This is a genomic window from Faecalibacterium sp. An58 (genome assembly GCF_002161515.1).
Taxonomy (GTDB): Bacteria; Bacillota; Clostridia; order Oscillospirales; family Ruminococcaceae; genus Faecalibacterium; species Faecalibacterium avium.
Genome location: NZ_NFHX01000003.1, coordinates 50,110 through 71,617 on the forward strand (window position 1 = coordinate 50,110; position 21,508 = coordinate 71,617).

Consider the following 21,508-nt stretch of genomic DNA (forward strand, 5'->3'; position numbering starts at 1 on the left):
AAAAATATAAAAACGCCGCAGAAAACTGCGGCGCCGGGGGCAGGGTCAGTACAGCAGGCGGCTGCCCTTTTCGCATACTTCGTGGATCTCGTCGTATTTCTGCTCCATCAGGGGGGCGATGCGGGCGCTCTCCCGGCGCAGGACGGCCTGGTAGAGGAAATAGGGCCCGATCCAGCCTGCAAAGCCGGGGATGGCCAGCAGGATGCACAGCCAGACGATGGGCGGCTGCGCCACGGCGGCAAAGGTGGAACCCGCCATAAAGGCGGTGCCTGCCAGGGCCAGGCCCCAGGCAGCTGCGGCGGGCCGGCTGCGGCGGGCTTTTTCCAGCGAGGCCAGTTCCCCGATGCAGCTGTCAAAATGGCGCTGCAGGCGGGTCAATTCGGGGCGGTTGGCAATGGTGCGCTCCCGCCGGAACGCCAGGGTGACCCAGGGCTGCCGCTGGCGGCCTTTGGCAGAAAAGCTGCTGGCCATCGCCGGCGCGGGCTTGTTGGGGTCGGGCTGCCAGCCAAAACAGGGGTAGCTGTCCATGCACAGGGAGGCATGGGATTCGGGAACGGTGATCTCGCGGTACTCATAGCCGGTGTAGGAAGTTTGATTCATAAGGCTGTGTCCTCGCTTTGCATAGCAGATGTACCCAGAGGCAGCTGCACCGTGAAGGCCGAGCCGCGCCCCTCGGAGCTGTCCACGGTGATCCGGCCGCCGGTCCGTTCCAGCACCCGGCGGACCAGCGCCAGCCCAAGGCCGTTGCCCGCAGAGGCATGGGATGGGTCCGCCTGGTAGAATTTGTCAAAGATGTGTTTTTGCGCCTGGGGGGAAATGCCGCAGCCGGTGTCGGCCACCGTCACGACGGCCCAGCCGTCCCGGCAGGACTGGGTCAGGGTCACCCGGCCGCCCGGCGGGGTGAACTTGAATGCGTTGGACAAGAGGTTGTTCCACACCAGTTCCAGCAGGCTGGCGTCGGCCTGGATGACCGTGCGGTCCTCCAGACTGGCGTCGAACTCGATCTGCTTTTCCTCCCAGACCGGTTCAAAGGCCAGGGCGCAGTCGCTCAGCTGGCGGCACAGGTCATAGGGGACCGGCTGGGGCTTCAGCTGCTGGCTTTCCAGCTTGTTCAGCTTGAGGATGTTGGTGACCAGCGCCGACAGCCGCCGGGTGCTGCCGAGGATGGCCGCCGTGCAGGCGCGCTGCTCTTTGGGGGAGAGGCCGGGCTGCTCCAGCAGCTGGGCGTAGTTCTGGATGGCAGCCAGGGGCGTCTTGAATTCGTGGGAGACGTTGGCGATGAAATCGGTGCGCATGGTCTCCAGGCTGCCCAGTTCGGCCACCATCTGGTTGAAATCCAGGATCATACGGTCCAGGTAATCGTACCGGTCGGCGGTATGAATGGGAGGGATATAGACCGAGAAATCCCCCTGCGCCACCTGCCCGGCGGCCCGGGCCAGCTCCTTCATGGGGCGGTCGTAGGTCTGGATCATCTTTTTGCGGGTGAAAAAGGTCAGGCCGGCTGCCACCGCTGCCCAGTAGAGGATGGGCAGGCTGATCTGGACAAGATCGTTCCAGTCCTCCTCGTTGGCGAGGGTGACCAGCCCGGTGTGGACCCCCGACATCAAAAACAGGACCACAAGGTAGAGGAAGAACAGGGACAAGGGGAAAAGGGAATCCATCCGGCTGCGTTTCATAGGATCACCGCCTTATAGCCCAGGCCCCGCACCGTCTTGATCTCAAAGCTGCCGCAGCAGGCGAATTTGTCCCGCAGTTTGACGATGTAGACATCCACAGCCCGCAGGCCGGTGTCGCTCTCCACGCCCCAGAACTCGTCCATCAGCTGGGAGCGGGAAAAGGCGTGGTTGGGGTAACTGAGCAGCTTGTAAAGAATGTTGAACTCCCGGGTGGTCACGGGGATCTCCCGGCCGTCTACGGCGGCGGTCAGGGCGTCGGCGTCCAGCACCAGGCTGCCCACCGTCAGCCGGCGGCTGGCCTCGATGCGGGCCCGCCGCAGCAGCGCGCGCACCCGCATCAGCAGCTCGCTCAGGTCCACCGGTTTGACCATATAGTCGTCGATGCCGATGTCGAACCCCTTCTGCTTGGAGGACAGATCATCCCGGGCCGAGATGAACAGGATGGGGATGGTCTTGTTCAGGGTGCGCACCGTTTTGGCAAAGTGGAAGCCGTCGGTGCCCGGCATCATGATGTCGGAGATGATCAGGTCATACAGCTGGCTGTACATGGCGTCGTAGGCGGCCTGGGCGCTCAGGCAGCCCTTGGCCTGGTAGCCGCTGTTGTTCAGATAGGTGCAGACCGCCTGGGTCAGCTTGGGGTCATCGTCTACAACAAGGATATGGATCATGGCAAAAGCCCTCCTGGCTGGCGTGGTTTTGCCCCTACCATACCACAGGATTGTTTGGGTTTTGTTAAGATGGGGCCAAAAGGGGATAAAAAGCGAAAACAGCCCCTGCTCTCTCGCACGGAGAAAGCCGGGGGCTGCGGGATACCGGGTATCGTTATTCCGTTTCGATCTGGTACTGGGCAAAGCCGCTGGAGGTGACCACCTGGCCGTCCTTGGTACACCAGAGGGCCTCTACCCCGTCCAGGCTCTCGATCAGGGCCATGCCTTCTTCCAGGGGCATACAAAAGACGCCGGTGGACAGGCAGTCGGCCAGGCCCGAGTCGGAGCAGAGGATGGTGACGGCGGTGAAATAGTCGGCGGGCCAGAGGGTGTCGGGGTCGATGATGTGGTGGTAGCGCACCCCGTCCACCGTGTAGTAGCGCTGGTAGTCGCCGCTGGTCACCACCGCCCGGTCATCCGAGTCCACCACCGCGATCAGGGAAGTCTGGCTGTTGTAGATCAGCTGGTCGCTCCAGGGGCTGGCGATGCCGCTCTCCCAGGGCTGGCCCTTGGGCTTGGAGCCGATGGAGCGCAGGTTGCCGCCCACGCTCACCGACGCGCTGATCAGGCCCCGGGCCTGGGCCGCCCGGCAGACCTGCTCCACCGCATAGCCTTTGCCCACGCTGCCCACGTCCAGCCGCATCTCGGGGTCGGCCAGATAGACGGTGCCGGCCTCGTGGTCGATGACGATGTCGTTGATGTCGCAGTGCTGGGCGGCGGCCTCCAGCTCGGCCTGGGTGGGCAGGGCGTTGTCCTCGTCGGAGGGGTCGGCTTCGGCGGCCTCCCGGTAATCGTGCCAGATGGCCAGCACGCTGCCCATGGCGATGTTCAGCTTGCCGCCGGTGGTGTCGTACAGCCGGATGGCTTCATCCAGCATATCGATGATCCGCTGGTCCACCTTGACCGGGGCCACACCCGCGTTGTCGTTGATGGTCTTGATGTTGTTGATGCCGTCGTAGTCGTTGTAGATGTCATAGAGCTGGTGGTAGGCGACCAGGTCCTGATGGAGGGCGTCCATCTGCTCGTCGAACTCGGCCTGGGAATCGCAGTAGGCGATCACCTGAGTCATGGTGTCAAAGACATCGAAATAGTAGGCGGTAAAGCGCTGGGCGTTGTCGCTGACGGTGGTTTTGGGCTGGCTGGAGCAGCCGGCCAGCAGGCCCAGGCACAGCCCCAGGCAGGCCAGGGCGGCCAGCAGTCGTTTGGCTCGTCTCATCCCCGGCTCACCTGGCCTTTCTCTGCGGCCAGCTGGCCCAGCAGGTCGGCAAAAACCCACTGGCGGTTGGCGGGGGTGACCAGCGCCCGCAGGGGGATCTGGGCCTTGGCGTTGTCCAGCAGATCCAGCAGGGTGGCGGCATCCCTGGGGCGGAAGTTGGCCAGAACGATGGCGGGCGGGTAGGCGCCGGGGGCCAGGCTGAGGGTGCGGGCTGCGGCCAGGGGCACTTCACCCAGCAGCTGGGCCACGGTCTGGCCTGCGCTGGCGGGCGGCACCAGCTGCACCTTCATCCCGAAGGCGTCCGCCATCCCGTCCAGGATGCCCCGGTCGCCGGGAGCAAGGTTCCAGGCCAGGACCATGGGCACGCCGGCGTTCTGGTTGCGGGCAATATGAGCTTTCATGGGATATACCTCTTTCATGGTGTGTGTAAATCGTTCAGAGTATACCACAAACCGTCCGGAAAGAAAACAGCGCAGCCACAAAAAAGCCCCGTCCAGCCGACATGTGCGGATGGACGGGGCACATACAGGGAAATTTGGCGCTGAGAGTGTGCGAGCCGCTTTGCGGCGAGTGCGCGGTTCAGCGCTAAATTTTGTCCCCAGGGGGATACCAGGGGGAAGGAATTTCTGCCGCGCGGCTGCGCGCAGAAATGGGTTCCCCCTGGAGCGTGTCGTTTTTCGACACGCTAAAGCCCCGGCGGGGCCGGGGCAGGGAGGATCAATTCCACATTTTGCCGAAAAATTCCACTTCACGCTTCAAAAAGTCCGTCAGCTCGTCAAACTGGTCGGGGGTCAGGCTCTGGGCGCCGTCGCACTTGGCTTTGGCGGGGTCGTTGTGCACCTCGATCATCAGGCCGTCAGCCCCCGCCGCGACGGCGGCCTTGGCCAGCTGGGGCACCATCCAGGCCTGGCCGCAGGCATGGCTGGGGTCCACGACCACCGGCAGATGGGTCATCTTGTGCAGCATCACCACAGCGGCCAGGTCCAGGGTGTTGCGCATACTGGTCTCAAAAGTCCGGATGCCGCGCTCGCAGAGGATCACATTCTCATTGCCCTCCGCCATGATGTATTCGGCGCTCATCACCAGCTCCTCCAGAGTGTTGGCCAGCCCCCGCTTGAGCAGCACCGGCTTTTTCTGGCGGCCCACCGCTTTCAGCAGCTCAAAGTTCTGCATATTGCGGGCGCCGATCTGGATCAGGTCCACGTTTTCAAACAGGGGCAGGTGTTCGGTATTCATGATCTCGGTGACGATGGGGCTGCCGGTGGCCCGGCGGGCCAGCTTGAGCAGGTCCAGCCCTTCGCTGCGCATCCCCTGGAACGAGTAGGGGGAGGTGCGGGGCTTGAAGGCGCCGCCCCGCAGCAGGCTGGCCCCGGCGGCTTTGACCCGCTGGGCACAGTAGGTGATCTGCTCCTCGCTCTCGATGCTGCACGGCCCGGCGATCATCGCAAAATGCCCCCCGCCGATCTTGACCCCCTGCACGTCCACCACCGTGTCGTCGGGGTGGAATTTGCGGTTGGCCTTTTTGTAGGGCTCGGATACCCGGCGCACCGTCTCCACGACGGGGTTGGCCAGCACCCAGCTTTCGGCAATGGCTTTGGTGTCCCCGATCAGGCCCAGGATATGGGTGTCCCGGCCTTTGGAATCGTTGATCTCGAAGCCCATGCCCATGAGTTCGTGGCAGAATTCGCGCACCTGCGCTTCGGGTGCGTCCTGTTTGAGAATGATGATCATAGCGGCTCTCCCTTTCCGCCCCGGAGCGGCGTCCGGCGGCGCCTCTGCTTTGCTTCAGTGTAATGAATCGGTGGGACTACTATAACACTTCAGGAGCGTGAAGTCAAGGGGCAAAGAAAAATTTTTGCCGCAGGGCCCCTGCGGGTGTTCTTTGGGCGGAATTTGTGGTATTATAAATATATATAGGAGAGAAGGAGAGATCAGGATGGCAAAAGAAGCCAAGACCAACGCCATGCGGATGCTGGAAAAGGAGAAGGTGGCCTACACCGCCCGGGAATACCCCCATGAGGAGGGGGTGGCGGTGGACGGGGCCACCGTGGCCCGCAGCCTGGGGCTGGACCCGGCCTGTGTGTTCAAGACCCTGGTGACCCAGGGGGCCAGCCGCGGCTATTTTGTGTTCGTCATCCCGGTGGAAGCCGAGCTGGATCTGAAAGCCGCCGCCCGCAGTGTGGGGGAAAAGAGCGTAGCCATGATCCATGTGGCCGACATCAACAAGGTGACGGGCTATGTACGGGGCGGGTGCAGCCCGGTGGGGATGAAGAAGCAGTATCCCACCGTATTTGACCAGAGCGCTTTGCAGCAGGAGAAGATCTATGTCTCGGCAGGGCGGATCGGGCTGCAGGTATGCTGCGCGCCGGCCGACCTGATCCGGGCGGCTAAAGCCGGCACCGCCCCCCTGACCCGCCAGTGAGGCCGGCTTTATTGACGGCAGTTTGTGGAAAAAACGCGGCGCGTGGCGCAAAAGGCCGAAAGGCGGGGAAAGTCGTACTACCACGGGGATATGTGGGGAAAATTGCACAAAACTTTCCCGGCGGGCTTTGGGCAGGTAAAACACAAGGGAGAATTTGTGTAAAATCTCTTTGCAAAGCCGGTTTTTTGCCGTACACTGTAAACGTGAGCGGGGTGCTGTGCGCCCTGCGGGAAAAGAAGAAGGCAGGCGCCCCAGGGCGCCCGGAGGCGGACGGAGCATGGGCTTTGACAACAAGAGCTTGGCTGGGACGCAGCTGCCGGATGGACGGCTGGTTTGTCTCAATGGTTTCGGCTGGCGGCTGTCGTTTGCTTCCGCCGGGCTTTGCCGTACCGTCATGTTTGCAGAATAAGGCCGTGGTGTAGCCGCATCACAGCCTTTTTTGTTTTGCCGGGGCTTCGGCCCGCTTTTCACAGGATTTAGGATGGAGGACAAAAGAGTATGATTCGTAAAGTTGCCGTTATCATGGGTTCGGACAGTGACTGGCCGGTGGTCAAGGGGGCCTGCGCCCAGCTGAAGGATCTGGGCATCCCCTTTGAGGCCCATATCCTTTCGGCCCACCGCACCCCGGCCCAGGCTGCCGCCTTTGCCAAGGGGGCCAAAGAGGCGGGCTTTGGTGTGATCCTGTGCGCCGCCGGCATGGCGGCCCACCTGGCCGGGGCCTTTGCGGCCAATACCACCCTGCCGGTGATCGGCATCCCCATGAAGGGGGGCGCCATGGACGGCCTGGACGCTCTGCTTGCCACCGTCCAGATGCCCAGCGGCATCCCGGTGGCCACCGTGGCTTTGAACGGCGCCAAGAACGCCGCCTGGCTGGCCGCCCAGATCCTGGCTCTGTCCGACAAGCAGCTGGCCGCGCGGCTGGAGGCTGAGCGGGTCAAGATGGGCGATGAGATCGCCGCCAAGGAAGCCAGGCTCCAGCAGGAGATCGCCGCTCTGTAAAAGGAAAAGCTACACAGCACAACGAAGGAGATAGAATGTCTGATTTTGCCTATCCGCTCCATGAGGAATGCGGCGTTTTTGGAATTTACGACAAGGCCGGCACCGAGGACGTGGCGGTGGCGGTGTACGCGGCGCTGTATGCGCTGCAGCACCGGGGCCAGGAGAGCTGCGGCATGGCCGTCAACGAGGACGGCGTCATCACCGGCCACCGGGACCTGGGCCTGGTCAACGAGGTGTTCACCTCCCAGGTGATGGCCAGCCTCCGCAAGCCCGAGGCCCATATGGCCACCGGCCATGTGCGCTACGCCACTGCCGGCAGCCGGGTGCGGGCCAATGCCCAGCCCATGATCGTCCGCCACGGCCGGGGCACCATGGCCCTGTGCCACAACGGCAACCTGACCAACGCGGTGCAGCTGCGCAACGCCCTGGAGAACGACGGCGCCATCTTCCATGGGTCCTCGGACACCGAGGTGATCTGCTATCTGCTCACCCGCAACCGCCTCAAGCACGGCAGCATCGAGCAGGCGGTGGCCGCCACCATGGATTCCCTGGAGGGGGCTTACAGCCTGGTCATCATGTCCTCCACCAAGCTGATCGCCGTGCGGGACCCCCGGGGCTACCGGCCTCTGTGCATCGGCACCCTGCCGGGGGGCGGCTATGTGTTTGCCAGCGAGAGCTGCGCTCTGGATGCGGTGGGGGCCACCCTGCTGCGGGACGTGGAGCCGGGCGAGATCGTCGTGGCCGACGCCCGGGGCCTGCGCAGCATCCGGGACCGCTGCAACAGCAAGCCCAGCCAGATGTGTGTGTTTGAGTATATCTACTTTGCCCGGCCCGACAGCATCATCGAGGGCTGCTCGGTGCACGAGGCGCGGATGCAGGCGGGCCGCTTCCTGGCCCAGGAGCACCCGGTGGAAGCGGATGTGGTGATCGGCGTGCCCGACTCGGGCCTGGATGCGGCCATCGGCTATGCCGAGGCCAGCGGCATCCCCTACGGCATCGGCTTTGTCAAAAACAAGTATATCGGCCGCACCTTCATCCAGGGCAGCCAGAAGCAGCGCGAAAACAGCGTGCGCATCAAGCTGAACGCCATTGCCAGCACCGTCCGTGACAAGCGCGTGGTGCTGATCGATGATTCCATCGTCCGGGGCACCACCTCGGCCCGCATCATCAAGCTGCTGCGGGACGCCGGGGCCAAAGAGGTCCATTTCCGGGTGTCCGCCCCGCCCTTCAAGTATCCCTGCTATTTCGGCACCGATATCCCCGACCAGAAACTGCTGGTGGCCACCGGCCGCACGGTGGAACAGATCAACGAGATCATCGGCGCCGACACTTTGGGGTATCTGTCGGAGGAACATGTGGTGCAGCTGGCGCCCAAGGCGGGCTGCGGCTTCTGCACCGCCTGCTTCACCGGCCGGTACGCCGTCAAGCCCGAGGTGGTGCTCTCCACCGACATCCACGACCGTCCCCTGCGCCAGCGGCCCAAGGGGGAGAAAAAGTTAGGAGAATGAACCATGGAAAAGAGCTATTCGGAAAGCTATAAGGCAGCCGGTGTGGACATCACCGCGGGCTACCGCTCGGTGGAGCTGATGAAGCAGTATGTCAGCCGCACCATGAACCAGCACTGCATCGGCGGCCTGGGCGGCTTTGGCGGCCTGTTCGAGCTGGACTGCACCGGCATCGACCACCCGGTGCTGATCTCGGGCACCGACGGCGTGGGCACCAAGCTGCGCATCGCCATGCTGCTGGACAAGCACGACACGGTGGGCATCGACTGCGTGGCCATGTGCGTCAACGACGTCATCTGCGCCGGCGCCAAGCCCCTGGTTTTTCTGGACTACATCGCCTGCGGCAAGAACGTGCCCGAAAAGATCGCTGACCTGGTCAAGGGCGTGGCCGAGGGCTGCGTCCAGGCGGGCGCTGCCCTGGTGGGCGGCGAGACGGCCGAGATGCCCGGCTTTTATCCCGAGGACGAGTACGACCTGGCGGGCTTCACCGTGGGCGTGGTGGATAAGAGCAAGATCCTGGACAACAATACCATGCAGCCGGGGGATGTGATCCTGGCGCTGCCCTCCTCGGGCGTGCACTCCAACGGCTTCTCCCTGGTGCGCAAGGTGTTCGACCTGGAGGGCCACCCCGAGGTGCTGCAGGAAAAGCCCGCCGAACTGGAGGGCCGCACCCTGGGCGAGGCCCTGCTGGCCCCCACAAAGATCTATGTCAAGCCGGTGCTGGCCCTGCTGGAGCAGGTGCAGGTGAGAGGCATCTCCCACATCACCGGCGGCGGCTTCTATGAGAATATCCCCCGCAGCCTGAAGAAGGGCTGCTGCGCCCGCATCGCCAGGAGCGACGTGCGTACCCCGGCCCTGTTCGGCCTGCTGCAGAAAGCGGGGAACATCCCCGAGCGGGATATGTTCAATACCTTCAACATGGGCGTGGGCATGGTGCTGACCGTTCCCGCCGCACAGGCGGACAAGGCCCTGGAGATCCTGCACGCCAACGGTGAGCCGGGCGCTTACCGTCTGGGCGTCATCGCAGAGGGCGAGGGGGTCGAACTGTGCTGAAGATCGCGGTGCTGGTCTCGGGCGGCGGGACCAACTTGCAGGCTTTGCTGGACAGCGAGGCCCGGGGGGAGAACCCCCATGGCAAGATCACCCTGGTGGTGGCCTCCAAGCCGGGGGTCTACGCCCTGGAACGGGCGGCCAAGGCCGGGGTGGAAAGCTGCGTAGTCAGCCGCAAGGACTACGCTTCCCCGGACTCGTTCGACGAGGCCCTGCTGGAGGTGCTCCGGGGCCACGGCATCGACCTGGTGGTGCTGGCCGGCTTTTTGTCGGTGCTGGGCCCCAGGGTGGTGCAGGCCTATCCCCGCCGTATCCTGAACGTTCACCCGGCGCTCATCCCTGCCTTCTGCGGGCCGGGGATGTATGGGCTGCGGCCTCATCAGGCCGCCTTGGCCCGGGGCTGCAAGGTGACCGGCGCCACCGTCCACTTTGTCAACGAGGAGTGCGACGGCGGGCCCATCCTGCTGCAAAAGGCCGTGGATATCCTGCCCGGCGACACCCCCGAGACGCTGCAGAAGCGGGTGATGGAGCAGGCCGAGTGGAAGCTGCTGCCCAAAGCCGTGGCCATGGTGTGCAGCGGCGAGATCGTCTGATGACAGGAGGAAAACTGCTATGGAAAAGATCGACCTGAACGCTTACCTGGCCGGCAACGAGTATCCCGGCCGGGGCATTGCGGTGGCCAAGGCCCCCGACGGGCGCCAGATGTTCATCGGCTACTTCATCATGGGGCGCAGCGCCAACAGCCGCAACCGGGTCTTTGACCCCCTGCCCGAGCGGGGCGGCATCTGCACGATGGCTGCCGACCCGGCCAAGCTGGAGGACCCCAGCCTCATCATTTACAACCCCGTGCTGACTTTGGGTACCACCCACATCGTCACCAACGGCGACCAGACCGATACCATCTACGACGGGCTGTGCCGCGGGCTGAGCTTTGCGGACGCCCTGCGCACCCGCACCTTTGAGCCGGACGGCCCCAACTGGACCCCCCGCATCTCGGCGGTGGTGTACGCGGACGGCAGCTACCAGATGAGCATCCTCAAGTCGGCCGACGGCAACGGGGACAGCGTCCAGCGCTATTTCTTCGATTATCCCCAGCCGGTGGCAGGGGAGGGGCACTTCATCAGCACCTACAAGTGCAACGGCGACCCCATCCCCAGCTTTGAAGGGGAGCCTCTGCGCTTTGCCTGCCCCCGCACGGTGGGGGATTTCGCCCGGGGCCTGTGGAGCAGCCTGAACGAGGACAACAAAGTCAGCCTGTTCGCCCGCGTGATCGACCTGGAGAGCGGCGAGAGCGGGGACATGATCTACAACAAGTACGACGCCGTGGACAGTTCGCTGGACGACCCCGAGGAGCCGCCCCTGCTGCCCGAGGAGATGGAAGGATGACCCAGGGGCCATGCCCCTGGTTGGAATGAAGATTTGGGAGGAAAACGCCATGAATGAACTTGCCCTGAAATACGGCTGCAACCCCAACCAGAAGCCCAGCCGCATCTATATGGAGAACGGCGAGGACCTGCCCGTCACCGTGCTGAACGGCCGTCCGGGCTATATCAACTTTTTGGACGCCCTCAACTCGATTCAGCTGGTGTTCGAGCTGAAGAAGGCCCTGGGCATGCCGGCGGCTGCCTCGTTCAAGCACGTTTCCCCGGCGGGCGCGGCCATCGGCCTGCCCCTGACCGATGTGGAGTGCCGGATGTACCATGTGGACCCCGCCATGGAGCTGTCTGCCCTGGCCTGCGCCTATGCCCGGGCCCGGGGCGCCGACCGGATGTCCTCCTTTGGGGACTGGATCGCCCTCAGCGACGTGTGCGACGTGCCCACCGCCCGCCTGATCCAGCACGAGGTGTCGGACGGCATCATCGCCCCCGGCTATGAGCCGGAGGCCCTGGCCATCCTGGCCGGCAAGAAGAAGGGCAACTACAACGTGGTGGCCATCGACCCCGCCTACCGCCCCAACCCCATCGAGCACAAGCAGGTCTACGGCATCACCTTTGAGCAGGGCCGCAACGAGCTGGAGATCAACGCCGACACCATGCTGAACAACTTCGTCACCGAGAACAAGACGGTGACCGAGGAGCAGAAGCGGGATCTGATCATCAGCCTGATCACCCTCAAATACACCCAGTCCAACAGCGTGTGCTATGTTTCAAGCGGCCAGACCATCGGCGTGGGCGCCGGCCAGCAGAGCCGCATCCACTGCACCCGCCTGGCGGGCCAGAAGGCGGACAACTGGCAGCTGCGCCATATGGACAAGGTGCTCGACCTGCCCTTCCGGGAGGACGTCTCCAAGCCCAACCGCGACAACGCCATCGACGTCTACATCGGGGACACCCCCGAGGATGTGATCGGGGATGATGTGTGGGCCGAGACCTTTACCCGCCAGCCCGAACCCCTGACCGCCGAGGAGAAGAAAGAGTACCTCAGCCATGTCACCGGGGTGTGCCTGGGTTCGGACGCTTTCTTCCCCTTTGGGGACAACATCGAGCGGGCCCGCCGCAGCGGCGTCACCGCCATCGTGCAGCCCGGCGGCTCCATCCGTGACCAGCAGGTGATCGACACCTGCAACAAGTACGGCATCGCCATGGCGTTCTGCGGTGTGCGGCTGTTCCATCACTGATCCGGGAAAGGGGAAACTGCAATGAAGATTCTGGTTGTGGGCGGCGGCGGCCGCGAACACGCCATCATCCGGGCCCTGAAAAAGAGCCCCGCCTGCGGGGAGATCTGGTGCGCGCCCGGCAACGGCGGCATCGGCTACGACGCCAAATGCAAGGACATCAAGGCCACCGACGTGGAGGCCATGGTGGCTTTTGCAAAGCAGGAAGCCTTCGACTATGTGGTGGTGGCCCAGGATGATCCTCTGGCGCTGGGGATGGTGGACGCCCTGGCGGAAGTGGGCATCCCCGCGTTCGGCCCCGACCGGGCAGCCGCCCGGATCGAGGCGTCCAAGGTCTTTGCCAAGGACCTGATGAAGAAATACGGCATCCCCACCGCCGGTTATGAGACCTTTGACGACCCGGCTGCGGCGCTGGACTTTATCCGTGCCCGGGACCGCTGGCCCGTGGTCATCAAGGCAGACGGCCTGGCCCTGGGCAAGGGCGTGCTGATCTGTGAGGATGTCCGGCAGGCCGAGGAAGGGATCAAGGAGATCATGCTGGACAAGAAGTTCGGCGCTTCGGGCAACCATGTGGTGGTGGAGGAGTTCCTCACCGGGCCCGAGGTCAGCGTCCTCAGCTTCACCGACGGCAAGGTGGTCAAGCCCATGGTGTCCTCCATGGACCATAAGCGCGCCAACGACGGGGATACCGGCCTGAACACCGGCGGCATGGGTACGGTGGCCCCCAACCCCTACTATACCCCCGACGTGGCCCGGCGCTGCATGGAGGAGATCTTCCTGCCCACCATCCGGGCCATGCAGGCCGAGGGCTGCCCCTTCAAGGGCTGCCTGTACTTTGGCCTGATGATCACCCCCGACGGCCCCAAGGTGATCGAATACAACTGCCGCTTCGGGGACCCCGAGGCCCAGGTGGTCCTGCCCCTGCTGGACAGCGACCTGCTGACCGTCATGACCGCCTGCACCGGCGGCACCCTGGAGGACACCGAGGTCAGGTTCCGGGACGGCGCTGCGGCCTGCGTCATTTTGGCGTCGGGCGGCTACCCCGTCCGTTATGAGAAGGGCAAAGAGATCACCGGCCTGACCGAGGGCCAGCTGCCCGGCGCGGAGGATGTCACCGTATACCACGCCGGCACCGCCGTCCAGGACGGCAGGCTGGTCACCGCAGGAGGGCGGGTACTGGGCGTCACGGCCGTCGCCGACAGCCTGCCTGCGGCATTGGAGCGGGCCTACCAGGCGGCGGACCGGATCCGGTTCGACAAGATGCACCGCCGCAGCGATATCGGCCGGCGGGCTTTGCAGGCGCTGAACGTGCAGGAATGAGCGTTCCCGAGCGCAAGGGTAAATGAAAAGAAAGCCTGATCCTACCAGATCGAAATGAGGAGATGAGCCTATGGTATACAGGATCTATGTGGAAAAGAAGCCGGGCTTCGACGGCGAGGCCCGCCAGCTGCAGAACGAGCTGACCAGCCTGCTGGGCATCGGCAGCCTGACGGGGCTGCGACTGCTCAACCGCTATGACGTGGAAGGCATTTCGGAGCAGTTGTTCCGCCAGTGCGTGGACACGGTGTTCAGCGAGCCGCCGGTGGACAGCGTCTGCACCGAGCTGCCGGTCCATCCGGGCACGGCCTTTGCGGTGGAATACCTGCCCGGCCAGTTCGACCAGCGCGCCGACTCCGCCGCAGAGTGCATCCAGCTGATCAGCCAGGGAGAGCGGCCTCTGGTCCGCTCGGCCCGGGTCTATCTGCTGGACGGCGATCTGACCGGCGCCCAGGTGGAGGAGATCAAGAAGTATGTCATCAACCCGGTGGAGGCCCGTGAGGCATCCCTGGAGACCCGTGACACGCTGCAGATGACCTATGCGGTGCCCCAGGCGGTGGCTACCCTGACCGGCTTCGGCCAGCTGGACGAAGCGGGGCTGAAGGACTTTATCCGGGACAACGGCCTGGCTATGGACTTCGGGGACATCAAGTTCTGCCAGGATTACTTCCGCAGTGAGCAGCGGGACCCCACCATCACCGAGATCAAGATGATCGACACCTATTGGTCGGACCACTGCCGCCACACCACCTTTGGCACCATCCTGGACGATGTCCGGATCGATGACGCCATAGTGCAGGAAGCTTTCGACCGCTACATGGCCCTGCGTCAGCAGACCGGCCGGGATGCAAAGCCCCGCTGCCTGATGGACGTGGCCACCATCGGAGCCAAGGCCCTCAAGCAGCAGGGCATCCTCAAGAACGTGGACGAGAGCGACGAGATCAACGCCTGCACTGTCAAGATCAAATGCGATGTGGACGGCGAGGACCAGGACTGGCTGTTCCTGTTCAAGAACGAGACCCATAACCACCCCACCGAGATCGAACCCTTCGGCGGCGCGGCCACCTGCATCGGCGGCGCCATCCGGGACCCCCTGTCCGGCCGCAGCTATGTCTACCAGGCCATGCGGGTCACCGGCGCGGGCGACCCCCTGGTGCCGGTCAGCCAGACGTTGCCCGGCAAGCTGCCCCAGCGCAAGCTGGTCACCACCGCAGCGGCGGGCTATTCCTCCTATGGCAACCAGATCGGCCTGGCCACCGGCCAGGTGGATGAGATCTACCACCCCGGCTATGTGGCCAAGCGGATGGAGATCGGCGCGGTGGTGGGCGCCACCCCCGCCAGCCATGTGCGGCGCGAGTGCCCCGCCCCCGGGGATGTGATCGTGCTGCTGGGCGGCCGCACCGGCCGCGACGGCATCGGCGGCGCCACCGGTTCCTCCAAGGCGCACAACCACGAGAGCCTGGAGAGCTGCGGCGCCGAGGTCCAGAAGGGCAACGCCCCCATCGAGCGCAAACTGCAGCGGCTGTTCCGCCGGGAGGACGCCTGCCGGATGATCAAGCGCTGCAACGACTTTGGCGCGGGCGGCGTGTCGGTGGCCATCGGCGAACTGGCCGACGGCCTCTACATCGACCTGAACAAGGTCACCAAGAAGTATGAGGGCCTGGACGGCACCGAGCTGGCCATCAGCGAGAGCCAGGAGCGGATGGCCGTGGCCCTGGCGCCCCAGGACGTGGACCGCTTCATCGCCCTGGCCGCCGAGGAGAACCTGGAGGCCACCCCTGTGGCCACCGTCACCGAGGAAAAGCGTCTGAAGATGGTGTGGAACGGCGCCACCATCGTGGATATCAGCCGCGACTTCCTCAACTCCAACGGCGCGGAAAAGCACCAGAACGTCCACATCCAGAAGGGCACGGTCTGGCAGCCCCAGTGGGCCGGCAGCACCTTTGGCCAGCAGATGGAGAGCATGGTGGGCGACCTGAACATCTGCAGCAAGAAGGGCCTGAGCGAGCGGTTCGACTCCACCATCGGGGCGGCCACCGTCCTGATGCCCTTTGGCGGCAGCCAACAGCTGACCCCCCAGATGGCCATGGCGGCCAAGCTGCCGGTGGACGGCGAGACCACCACCTGCTCGGGCATGGCCTGGGGCTACAACCCCTATCTGACCAGCGCCGACCCCTACAAGGGAGCCATGCTGGCGGTGGTGGAGAGCGTCACCAAGCTGGTGGCGGCAGGCTTCCACTACCAGGACGCCTACCTGACCTTCCAGGAATACTTTGAGCGTCTGGGCGACAAGCCCGAGCGCTGGGGCAAGCCCCTGGCCGCCCTGCTGGGCGCTCTGGATGCCCAGATGGGCCTTGGCATTGGCGCCATCGGCGGCAAGGACAGTATGTCCGGCTCCTTTGAGGAACTGGACGTGCCGCCCACCCTGGTGTCCTTTGCCACCGCCATCGGCAAGACCCACCGGGTGGTGTCCACCGAGTTCAAGAAGGGCCACAGCTCGGTGGTGCTGCTCCGTCCCTTCTACAAAGAGGACGGCGTCACCCCCAACTTTGAGTCCCTCAAATCCAACTACTACATCGCCAGCCAGATGATGGAGGAGGGCATCGTCCTGTCCGCCTCGTCGGTGGGTTACGGCGGCATCGCAGAGGCTCTGTTCAAGATGGGCCTGGGCAACCATGTGGGCTTCCGGATGATCGCGGATATGTCTCCCGAGGAGATGTTCGAGCCCGCTTACGGCTCTCTGGTGCTGGAGATCGCCACCGGCGCGCCCGCCGGCAAGCTGCTGGGCGTCACCACCCGGGAGTACCAGTTCACCGCCTGCGGCGAGACGCTGGACAGCGCCGCCCTGCAGGAGATCTGGGAGTCCAAGCTGGAGCCGGTCTACCCCTACCGCAAGGCAGGCCCCACGGTGGAGGCCATCTCGGGCAGCGTCCGCGCGCCCGCGGCCCCCAAGGTGGGTGTGGCAAAACCCAAAGTCATCATTCCGGTCTTCCCCGGCACCAACTGCGAGTATGACACCGCCAAGGCTTTCCGCGCTGCGGGGGCCGAGCCGGAGATCCTGGTGATCCGCAATCTGACCCCGGCCGACGTCACCGCCAGCTGCGAGGCCCTGGTCAGGGCCATCGACCAGTCCCAGATCGTCATGCTGCCCGGCGGCTTCTCGGGCGGCGACGAGCCGGACGGCAGCGCTAAGTTCATCGCGTCCTTCTTCCGTTCGCCCGCCGTCACCGAGGCGGTGCGCCGGCTGCTGTTCCAGCGGGACGGCCTGATGCTGGGCATCTGCAACGGCTTCCAGGCTCTGATCAAGCTGGGCCTGGTGCCCTACGGGGACATCCAGCCCATCGGCCCCGACGATCCCACCCTGACCTTCAACACCATCGGCCGCCACCAGAGCATGCTGGTGCGCACCCGTGTGGCTTCCACCGGCAGCCCCTGGCTCAGCCGCTGCGTTCTGGGCGAGGAACACCTGGTGCCCATCAGCCACGGCGAGGGCCGCTTTGTGGCCCCCAAGGCCGTGCTGGACCAGCTGGTGGCCAACGGCCAGGTGGCTACGCAGTACATCGACGCCGACGGCCGGCCCACCATGGACCTGCGCTACAATCCCAACGGCTCGATGCTGGCCATCGAGGGCATCACCAGCCCCGACGGCCGCATCCTGGGCAAGATGGGTCACTCGGAGCGCCGGGGCGACCGCCTGTACGAGAATGTGTCGGGCGACAAATTCCAGCCTATTTTCGAGGGCGGCGTGGATTATTTCCGCATCTGATGCCCCGCGCTGAAAGGAGAAACACCAATGTCCCAGCATGACCGCTATATCAGCCCCTTTTCCACCCGGTACGCCTCGGACGAGATGCAGTACATCTTCTCGGACGACAACAAGTTCCGCACCTGGCGCCGCCTGTGGGTGGCCCTGGCCCGGGCCGAGATGAACCAGGGGCTGGACAACATCACCCCCGAGATGGTGGCCGAACTGGAGGCCCATGTGGACGACATCAATTACGATGTGGCTGCCGCCCGTGAAAAACAGGTGCGCCACGATGTGATGAGCCACGTCTACGCCTACGGCCAGCAGTGCCCCCATGCGGCGGGCATCATCCACCTGGGCGCCACCAGCTGCTATGTGGGCGACAACACCGACATCATCGTCATGCGCCAGGGCCTGGAGCTGGTGCGCAAAAAACTGATCGGCGTGCTGGCCAAGCTGGCCCGCTTTGCCCGGACCTACAAGGATATGCCCTGCATGGCCTACACCCACGGCCAGCCCGCCCAGCCCACCACCGTGGGCAAGCGCGCTACCCTGTGGGCCAACGAGCTGGTGATGGACCTGGGCGAGATCGACCACCGCCTAGCCGTGCTGCAGCTGCGCGGGGTCAAGGGCACCACCGGCACCCAGGCCAGCTTTATGGAGCTGTTCAAGGGGGATGCGGAGAAGATCCGCGCCGTGGATGCCTCCATCGCGCAGGAGATGGGCTTTGACCCCAAGGCCGTCATCCCGGTGTCGGGCCAGACCTACAGCCGCAAGGTGGATGCCTTCATCCTCAACGCCCTGGCCGGCATCGCCCAGAGCTGCATGAAGTTTGCCACCGACCTGCGCCTGCTGGCCAACTTCAAGGAGATGGAGGAGCCCTTTGAGAAGAACCAGATCGGCTCTTCCGCCATGCCTTACAAGCGCAACCCCATGCGGTGCGAGCGGATCTGCGCCCTGGCCCGCTATCTGATGGCGGATGTGCTCAACCCCAGCTTCACCGCAGGCACCCAGTGGTTCGAGCGCACCCTCGACGACAGCGCCAACAAGCGCATCGCCATGGCGGAGGGCTTCCTGGCCGCCGACGCGATCCTGAACATCATGCTCAATGTCACCGACGGGCTGGTGGTCTATCCCAAGGTGATCCGCAGCCGCCTGATGGCAGAGCTGCCCTTCATGGCCAGCGAGAACATCATGATGCAGGCCGTGGAAAAGGGCGGCAACCGCCAGGAGCTGCACGAGCGGCTGCGCCAGCACGCCATCGCCGCCGGCAAGCAGGTCAAGGAGGAGGGTCTGCCCAACGATATGGTGGACCGCATCGCCGCTGATCCCGCCTTTGGTCTGACCAGGGAGGAGATCCAGGCGGGTCTGGTGCCCGAGAATTTTGTGGGCCGCGCCCCCCAGCAGGTGGAGGAGTTCCTCGCAGAGGTGCTCCAGCCCATCTTTGACGCAAACCCCGACGCCCTGGCCCAGCACGCGGACCTGAGCGTCTGAGCCCTGCATAAAACAGATCGACCAAAAAGCCCCCGGGACGGCATGACGGAATGGCCGGCCCGGGGGCTTTTGCGCTGTATGCAGTTAAAACACCTGTGTCAGAAGCCAATGGGCGCAGTAGAGATAAAAGACCCAGTAAATGCGCAGCGCTTCCAGTAGGACAGGGATCATGGCAGCACCTCCCCAAAAGGCTGAAAAAGGCGAAAGAGGATGGACAAGACTTATTTTAGTACAAATATTTACTAAAGTCAATAGTAAAGATCTTTACTGACCTATACTTTGTCTAACCTAAAAAAAGGGGAGGCAGGGTATGGAGTATGTCAAGCGGATCCGGGACTTGCGGGAGGACCGGGACAAGACCCAGCAGGAGATCGCCCAGGTGCTGGGCACCTCGCAGACCATGTATGCCCGCTATGAGCGCGGGGCCAATGAGTTGCCCATCCGGCATCTGATCGCCCTGTGCCGGTATTATGGGGTCAGTTCGGACTATATCCTGGGGTTAAAGGATACAATGAATTGATTCCCAAAGGCGGCAAAATATGCTATACTATACAAAAAATGAAAGAGAGGGGTTTCTATGCGACTGGATAAATACCTTGCAGAGGCGGCCCAGTGCACCCGCAGCGAGAGCCGGGAGCTGATCCGCAAAGGGCGGGTGAGCGTCAACGGCGCGGTCTGCCGCAGGCCCGAACAGCAGGTCAGCGAGATGGACTCCATTGCGCTGGACGGCAAGAGCCGGCCCCGGCAGGCGTTCGTGTACATCATGCTGAATAAGCCCGCAGGGGTGGTCAGCGCCTCGGCTGACAAGCGGGACACCACCGTGGTGGATCTGGTGCACAGCGCCTATCCGAGACGCGAGCTGTTTCCGGCGGGCCGGCTGGACAAGACCAGCACCGGTTTTGTCCTCATCACCGACGACGGGGCTTTTGCCCATGACATCCTGGCCCCCAGGCACCATGTGCCCAAGACCTACCGGGTGACCATCGACACCCCCCTGACCCGGGAGATGGCGGAGGGCTTTGCCCGGGGAGTGGTGCTGGCCGACAGGGTGCAGCTGGCTCCGGCCGAAGTTTCCCCCCTGACGGCGGACGGCAGGACGGTGCGGGTGGTGCTGCACCAGGGCGTCTACCACCAGATCAAGCGGATGTTCGGGGTGTATGGGGCCGGGGTGGACCAGCTGCACCGGGAGGCCATCGGCAGCGTCTGGCTGGACCAGGACCTGGCCCCCGGCCAGTGGCGGGAGCTGACCGAGGCCGAAGTGGCCGCCATCGCGGGCCGGTGAGGGGGCCGGCTTTCACCAGACTTTCAAACAAGCATCACATTTTACCGCTAAAATAGAGGTCAGAACCACGGTTTCAAGTGGTTTTTGGCCGAAAAAATGCCCTGGGAGATAATTTCACCAAGAGAATGCAATCTTTTTTGGTGAAATATGTTGCAAAAGTAAATTCTTTTGTGTAAAATATAGATTGTAGTGCGGCGAAATTGTGGAAATATGCCAATCCGATCTTCCACCGCCGGCACAATCGAGGAAAAGGGGTATGCGTTTATGGCCAACAGAGTATTTCAGAGCGTGATCTACCAGATGAAGGACGCGATCGACCGTGTGGTAGGTGTGGTGGATGAGACTGGCGCCGTGATCGCCTGCTCGGAGCTGAATCTGATCGGCGAAGTGCAGGAGGACTTTGTGGCCGAGCGTATGTCTGGCAAGGACAGCTTTGCCCGGGGCGGCTACAGCTACCAGCAGTTCTCCAGCGCAAAGCACAATGACTACGCCGTCTTTGTGGAGGGCGCGGACGAGGTGGCGAGCCAGTTTGCGGCGGTGCTGGCGATCAGCTTGCAGAGCATCAAGCAGTATCACGACGAAAAGTTCGACAAAGCCAACTTCATCAAGAATGTAGTGCTGGACAACATCCTGCCCGGGGACATCTATGCCAAGGCCCGGGAGCTGCACTTTGCCACCGATGTGTCCCGGGTGGTGTTCATCGTCCGGGTGGTGTCGGGCGGGGACATCTCGGCTTATGACGTGGTCAGCAGCCTGTTCCCGGATAAGCAGAAGGACTTCGTGTTCAACATCAGCGAGACCGACACCGTGCTGGTCAAGGAGATCCGCAAGGGCATCGACCGCGTGGATATGGAAAAGCTGGCCGCCAGCATCGTGGACACCCTGTCCGGGGAACACTATATCAAGGCAGTGGTGGGCATCGGCACCCCCATCTCCAATGTCAAGGACCTGGCCACCAGCTTCAAGGAAGCCCAGATCGCCATGGAGGTCAGCAAGGTGTTCGACACCGAAAAGCAGATCATCCGCTACGACAACCTTGGCATCGCCCGCCTGATCTATCAGCTGCCCACCACCGTCTGCGAGATGTTCCTCAAAGAGGTGTTCAAGCAGGGCAGCATCGAGAGCCTGGACCAGGAGACCCTGTTCACCATCCAGCGCTTCTTTGAAAACAACCTGAATGTGTCCGAGACCAGCCGCGGCCTGTTCGTGCACCGCAATACCCTGGTCTACCGGCTGGAGAAGATCAAAAAGCTCACCGGGCTGGACCTGCGGGAATTCGACGACGCCATCGTGTTCAAGGTGGCGCTGATGGTCAAAAAGTACCTGTCCAACAACCCCGCCAAATATTGATGCAAGCACCCCGGCGCTCCGCGCGTCGGTGCGGACCGGCCAGCGTGCCACCGCGCGGCCGGTCTTTCCTTTGCCTGCGGGCATAAAACGCGGAAATTTATACATAACGGAGACGTACAGACATGCCAGAT

At 63.6% G+C, this 21,508-nt stretch carries 20 protein-coding genes; 14 read left to right on the forward strand and 6 right to left on the reverse strand.

The features are described from left to right. Nucleotides 1-45: 45 nt before the first annotated feature. The 6 genes from B5G12_RS03860 to aroF form a co-directional block, all read right to left on the reverse strand. Entirely contained in the window at nt 46-600 is a 555-nt protein-coding gene (locus B5G12_RS03860; RefSeq protein ID WP_087323948.1) for a hypothetical protein, read from the reverse strand. After that, complete coding sequence (locus B5G12_RS03865; protein ID WP_087323950.1) at nt 597-1,676, reverse strand: sensor histidine kinase; 1,080 nt, start codon at nt 1,674-1,676, stop codon at nt 597-599. The genes B5G12_RS03860 and B5G12_RS03865 overlap by 4 nt, the downstream gene beginning before the upstream one ends. Next, nucleotides 1,673-2,344, reverse strand: coding sequence for a response regulator transcription factor (locus B5G12_RS03870; protein WP_087323952.1), 672 nt, complete (start codon nt 2,342-2,344; stop codon nt 1,673-1,675). The genes B5G12_RS03865 and B5G12_RS03870 overlap by 4 nt, the downstream gene beginning before the upstream one ends. 154 nt (nt 2,345-2,498) lie before the next feature. Continuing rightward, nucleotides 2,499-3,599, reverse strand: coding sequence for an FAD:protein FMN transferase (locus B5G12_RS03875; protein WP_087323954.1), 1,101 nt, complete (start codon nt 3,597-3,599; stop codon nt 2,499-2,501). Then, nucleotides 3,596-4,000 (reverse strand): DUF3783 domain-containing protein, encoded by a 405-nt coding sequence (locus tag B5G12_RS03880; protein ID WP_087230780.1) that lies wholly within the window; start codon nt 3,998-4,000, stop codon nt 3,596-3,598. Before B5G12_RS03880 ends, B5G12_RS03875 begins: the two co-directional genes overlap by 4 nt. 316 nt (nt 4,001-4,316) lie before the next feature. Beyond that, on the reverse strand, nt 4,317-5,330 hold the full coding sequence (gene aroF, locus B5G12_RS03885; protein WP_087230777.1) for a 3-deoxy-7-phosphoheptulonate synthase: 1,014 nt from the start codon (nt 5,328-5,330) through the stop codon (nt 4,317-4,319). 205 nt (nt 5,331-5,535) lie between these two features. On the opposite strand from aroF, the gene ybaK reads away from it, so the two are divergent. The 14 genes from ybaK (at nt 5,536) to B5G12_RS03950 (ending at nt 21,377) form a co-directional block, all read left to right on the forward strand. After that, nucleotides 5,536-6,021, forward strand: coding sequence for a Cys-tRNA(Pro) deacylase (gene ybaK, locus B5G12_RS03890; protein ID WP_087230774.1), 486 nt, complete (start codon nt 5,536-5,538; stop codon nt 6,019-6,021). 277 nt (nt 6,022-6,298) lie between these two features. Further along, on the forward strand, nt 6,299-6,430 hold the full coding sequence (locus tag B5G12_RS15070) for a hypothetical protein (protein WP_275532637.1): 132 nt from the start codon (nt 6,299-6,301) through the stop codon (nt 6,428-6,430). Between the two features lie 89 nt (nt 6,431-6,519). Further along, entirely contained in the window at nt 6,520-7,020 is a 501-nt protein-coding gene (gene purE, locus B5G12_RS03895; protein WP_087323956.1) for a 5-(carboxyamino)imidazole ribonucleotide mutase, read from the forward strand. Between the two features lie 35 nt (nt 7,021-7,055). Beyond that, nucleotides 7,056-8,528 carry an amidophosphoribosyltransferase gene (purF, locus tag B5G12_RS03900; RefSeq protein WP_087230768.1) on the forward strand — a complete coding sequence of 491 codons (1,473 nt, stop codon included), beginning with the start codon at nt 7,056-7,058 and terminating at the stop codon, nt 8,526-8,528. Nucleotides 8,529-8,531: 3 nt separating this feature from the next. Then, on the forward strand, nt 8,532-9,578 hold the full coding sequence (gene purM / locus B5G12_RS03905) for a phosphoribosylformylglycinamidine cyclo-ligase (protein WP_087230765.1): 1,047 nt from the start codon (nt 8,532-8,534) through the stop codon (nt 9,576-9,578). Further along, entirely contained in the window at nt 9,572-10,168 is a 597-nt protein-coding gene (purN, locus tag B5G12_RS03910) for a phosphoribosylglycinamide formyltransferase (protein ID WP_087323957.1), read from the forward strand. Before purM ends, purN begins: the two co-directional genes overlap by 7 nt. Nucleotides 10,169-10,187: 19 nt before the next feature. Beyond that, nucleotides 10,188-10,961 carry an IMP cyclohydrolase gene (locus B5G12_RS03915; protein WP_087323959.1) on the forward strand — a complete coding sequence of 258 codons (774 nt, stop codon included), beginning with the start codon at nt 10,188-10,190 and terminating at the stop codon, nt 10,959-10,961. A 49-nt stretch (nt 10,962-11,010) separates the two neighbouring features. After that, on the forward strand, nt 11,011-12,192 hold the full coding sequence (locus tag B5G12_RS03920) for a phosphoribosylaminoimidazolecarboxamide formyltransferase (RefSeq protein ID WP_087324086.1): 1,182 nt from the start codon (nt 11,011-11,013) through the stop codon (nt 12,190-12,192). A gap of 21 nt (nt 12,193-12,213) precedes the next feature. Beyond that, entirely contained in the window at nt 12,214-13,509 is a 1,296-nt protein-coding gene (gene purD / locus B5G12_RS03925; protein WP_087323961.1) for a phosphoribosylamine--glycine ligase, read from the forward strand. A gap of 70 nt (nt 13,510-13,579) precedes the next feature. Next, nucleotides 13,580-17,272 (forward strand): phosphoribosylformylglycinamidine synthase, encoded by a 3,693-nt coding sequence (locus tag B5G12_RS03930; protein ID WP_087323963.1) that lies wholly within the window; start codon nt 13,580-13,582, stop codon nt 17,270-17,272. A 27-nt stretch (nt 17,273-17,299) separates the two neighbouring features. Next, nucleotides 17,300-18,745: an adenylosuccinate lyase gene (gene purB / locus B5G12_RS03935; protein WP_087323966.1), complete on the forward strand. Its 1,446-nt coding sequence runs from the start codon at nt 17,300-17,302 to the stop codon at nt 18,743-18,745. 310 nt (nt 18,746-19,055) lie between these two features. Then, nucleotides 19,056-19,265, forward strand: a complete 210-nt coding sequence (locus B5G12_RS03940; RefSeq protein WP_087230740.1) for a helix-turn-helix domain-containing protein — start codon at nt 19,056-19,058, stop codon at nt 19,263-19,265. A 57-nt stretch (nt 19,266-19,322) separates the two neighbouring features. Then, nucleotides 19,323-20,027, forward strand: coding sequence for a pseudouridine synthase (locus B5G12_RS03945; RefSeq protein ID WP_087230737.1), 705 nt, complete (start codon nt 19,323-19,325; stop codon nt 20,025-20,027). Between the two features lie 264 nt (nt 20,028-20,291). Further along, nucleotides 20,292-21,377 (forward strand): PucR family transcriptional regulator, encoded by a 1,086-nt coding sequence (locus B5G12_RS03950; RefSeq protein ID WP_087230734.1) that lies wholly within the window; start codon nt 20,292-20,294, stop codon nt 21,375-21,377. Nucleotides 21,378-21,508: the final 131 nt, after the last annotated feature.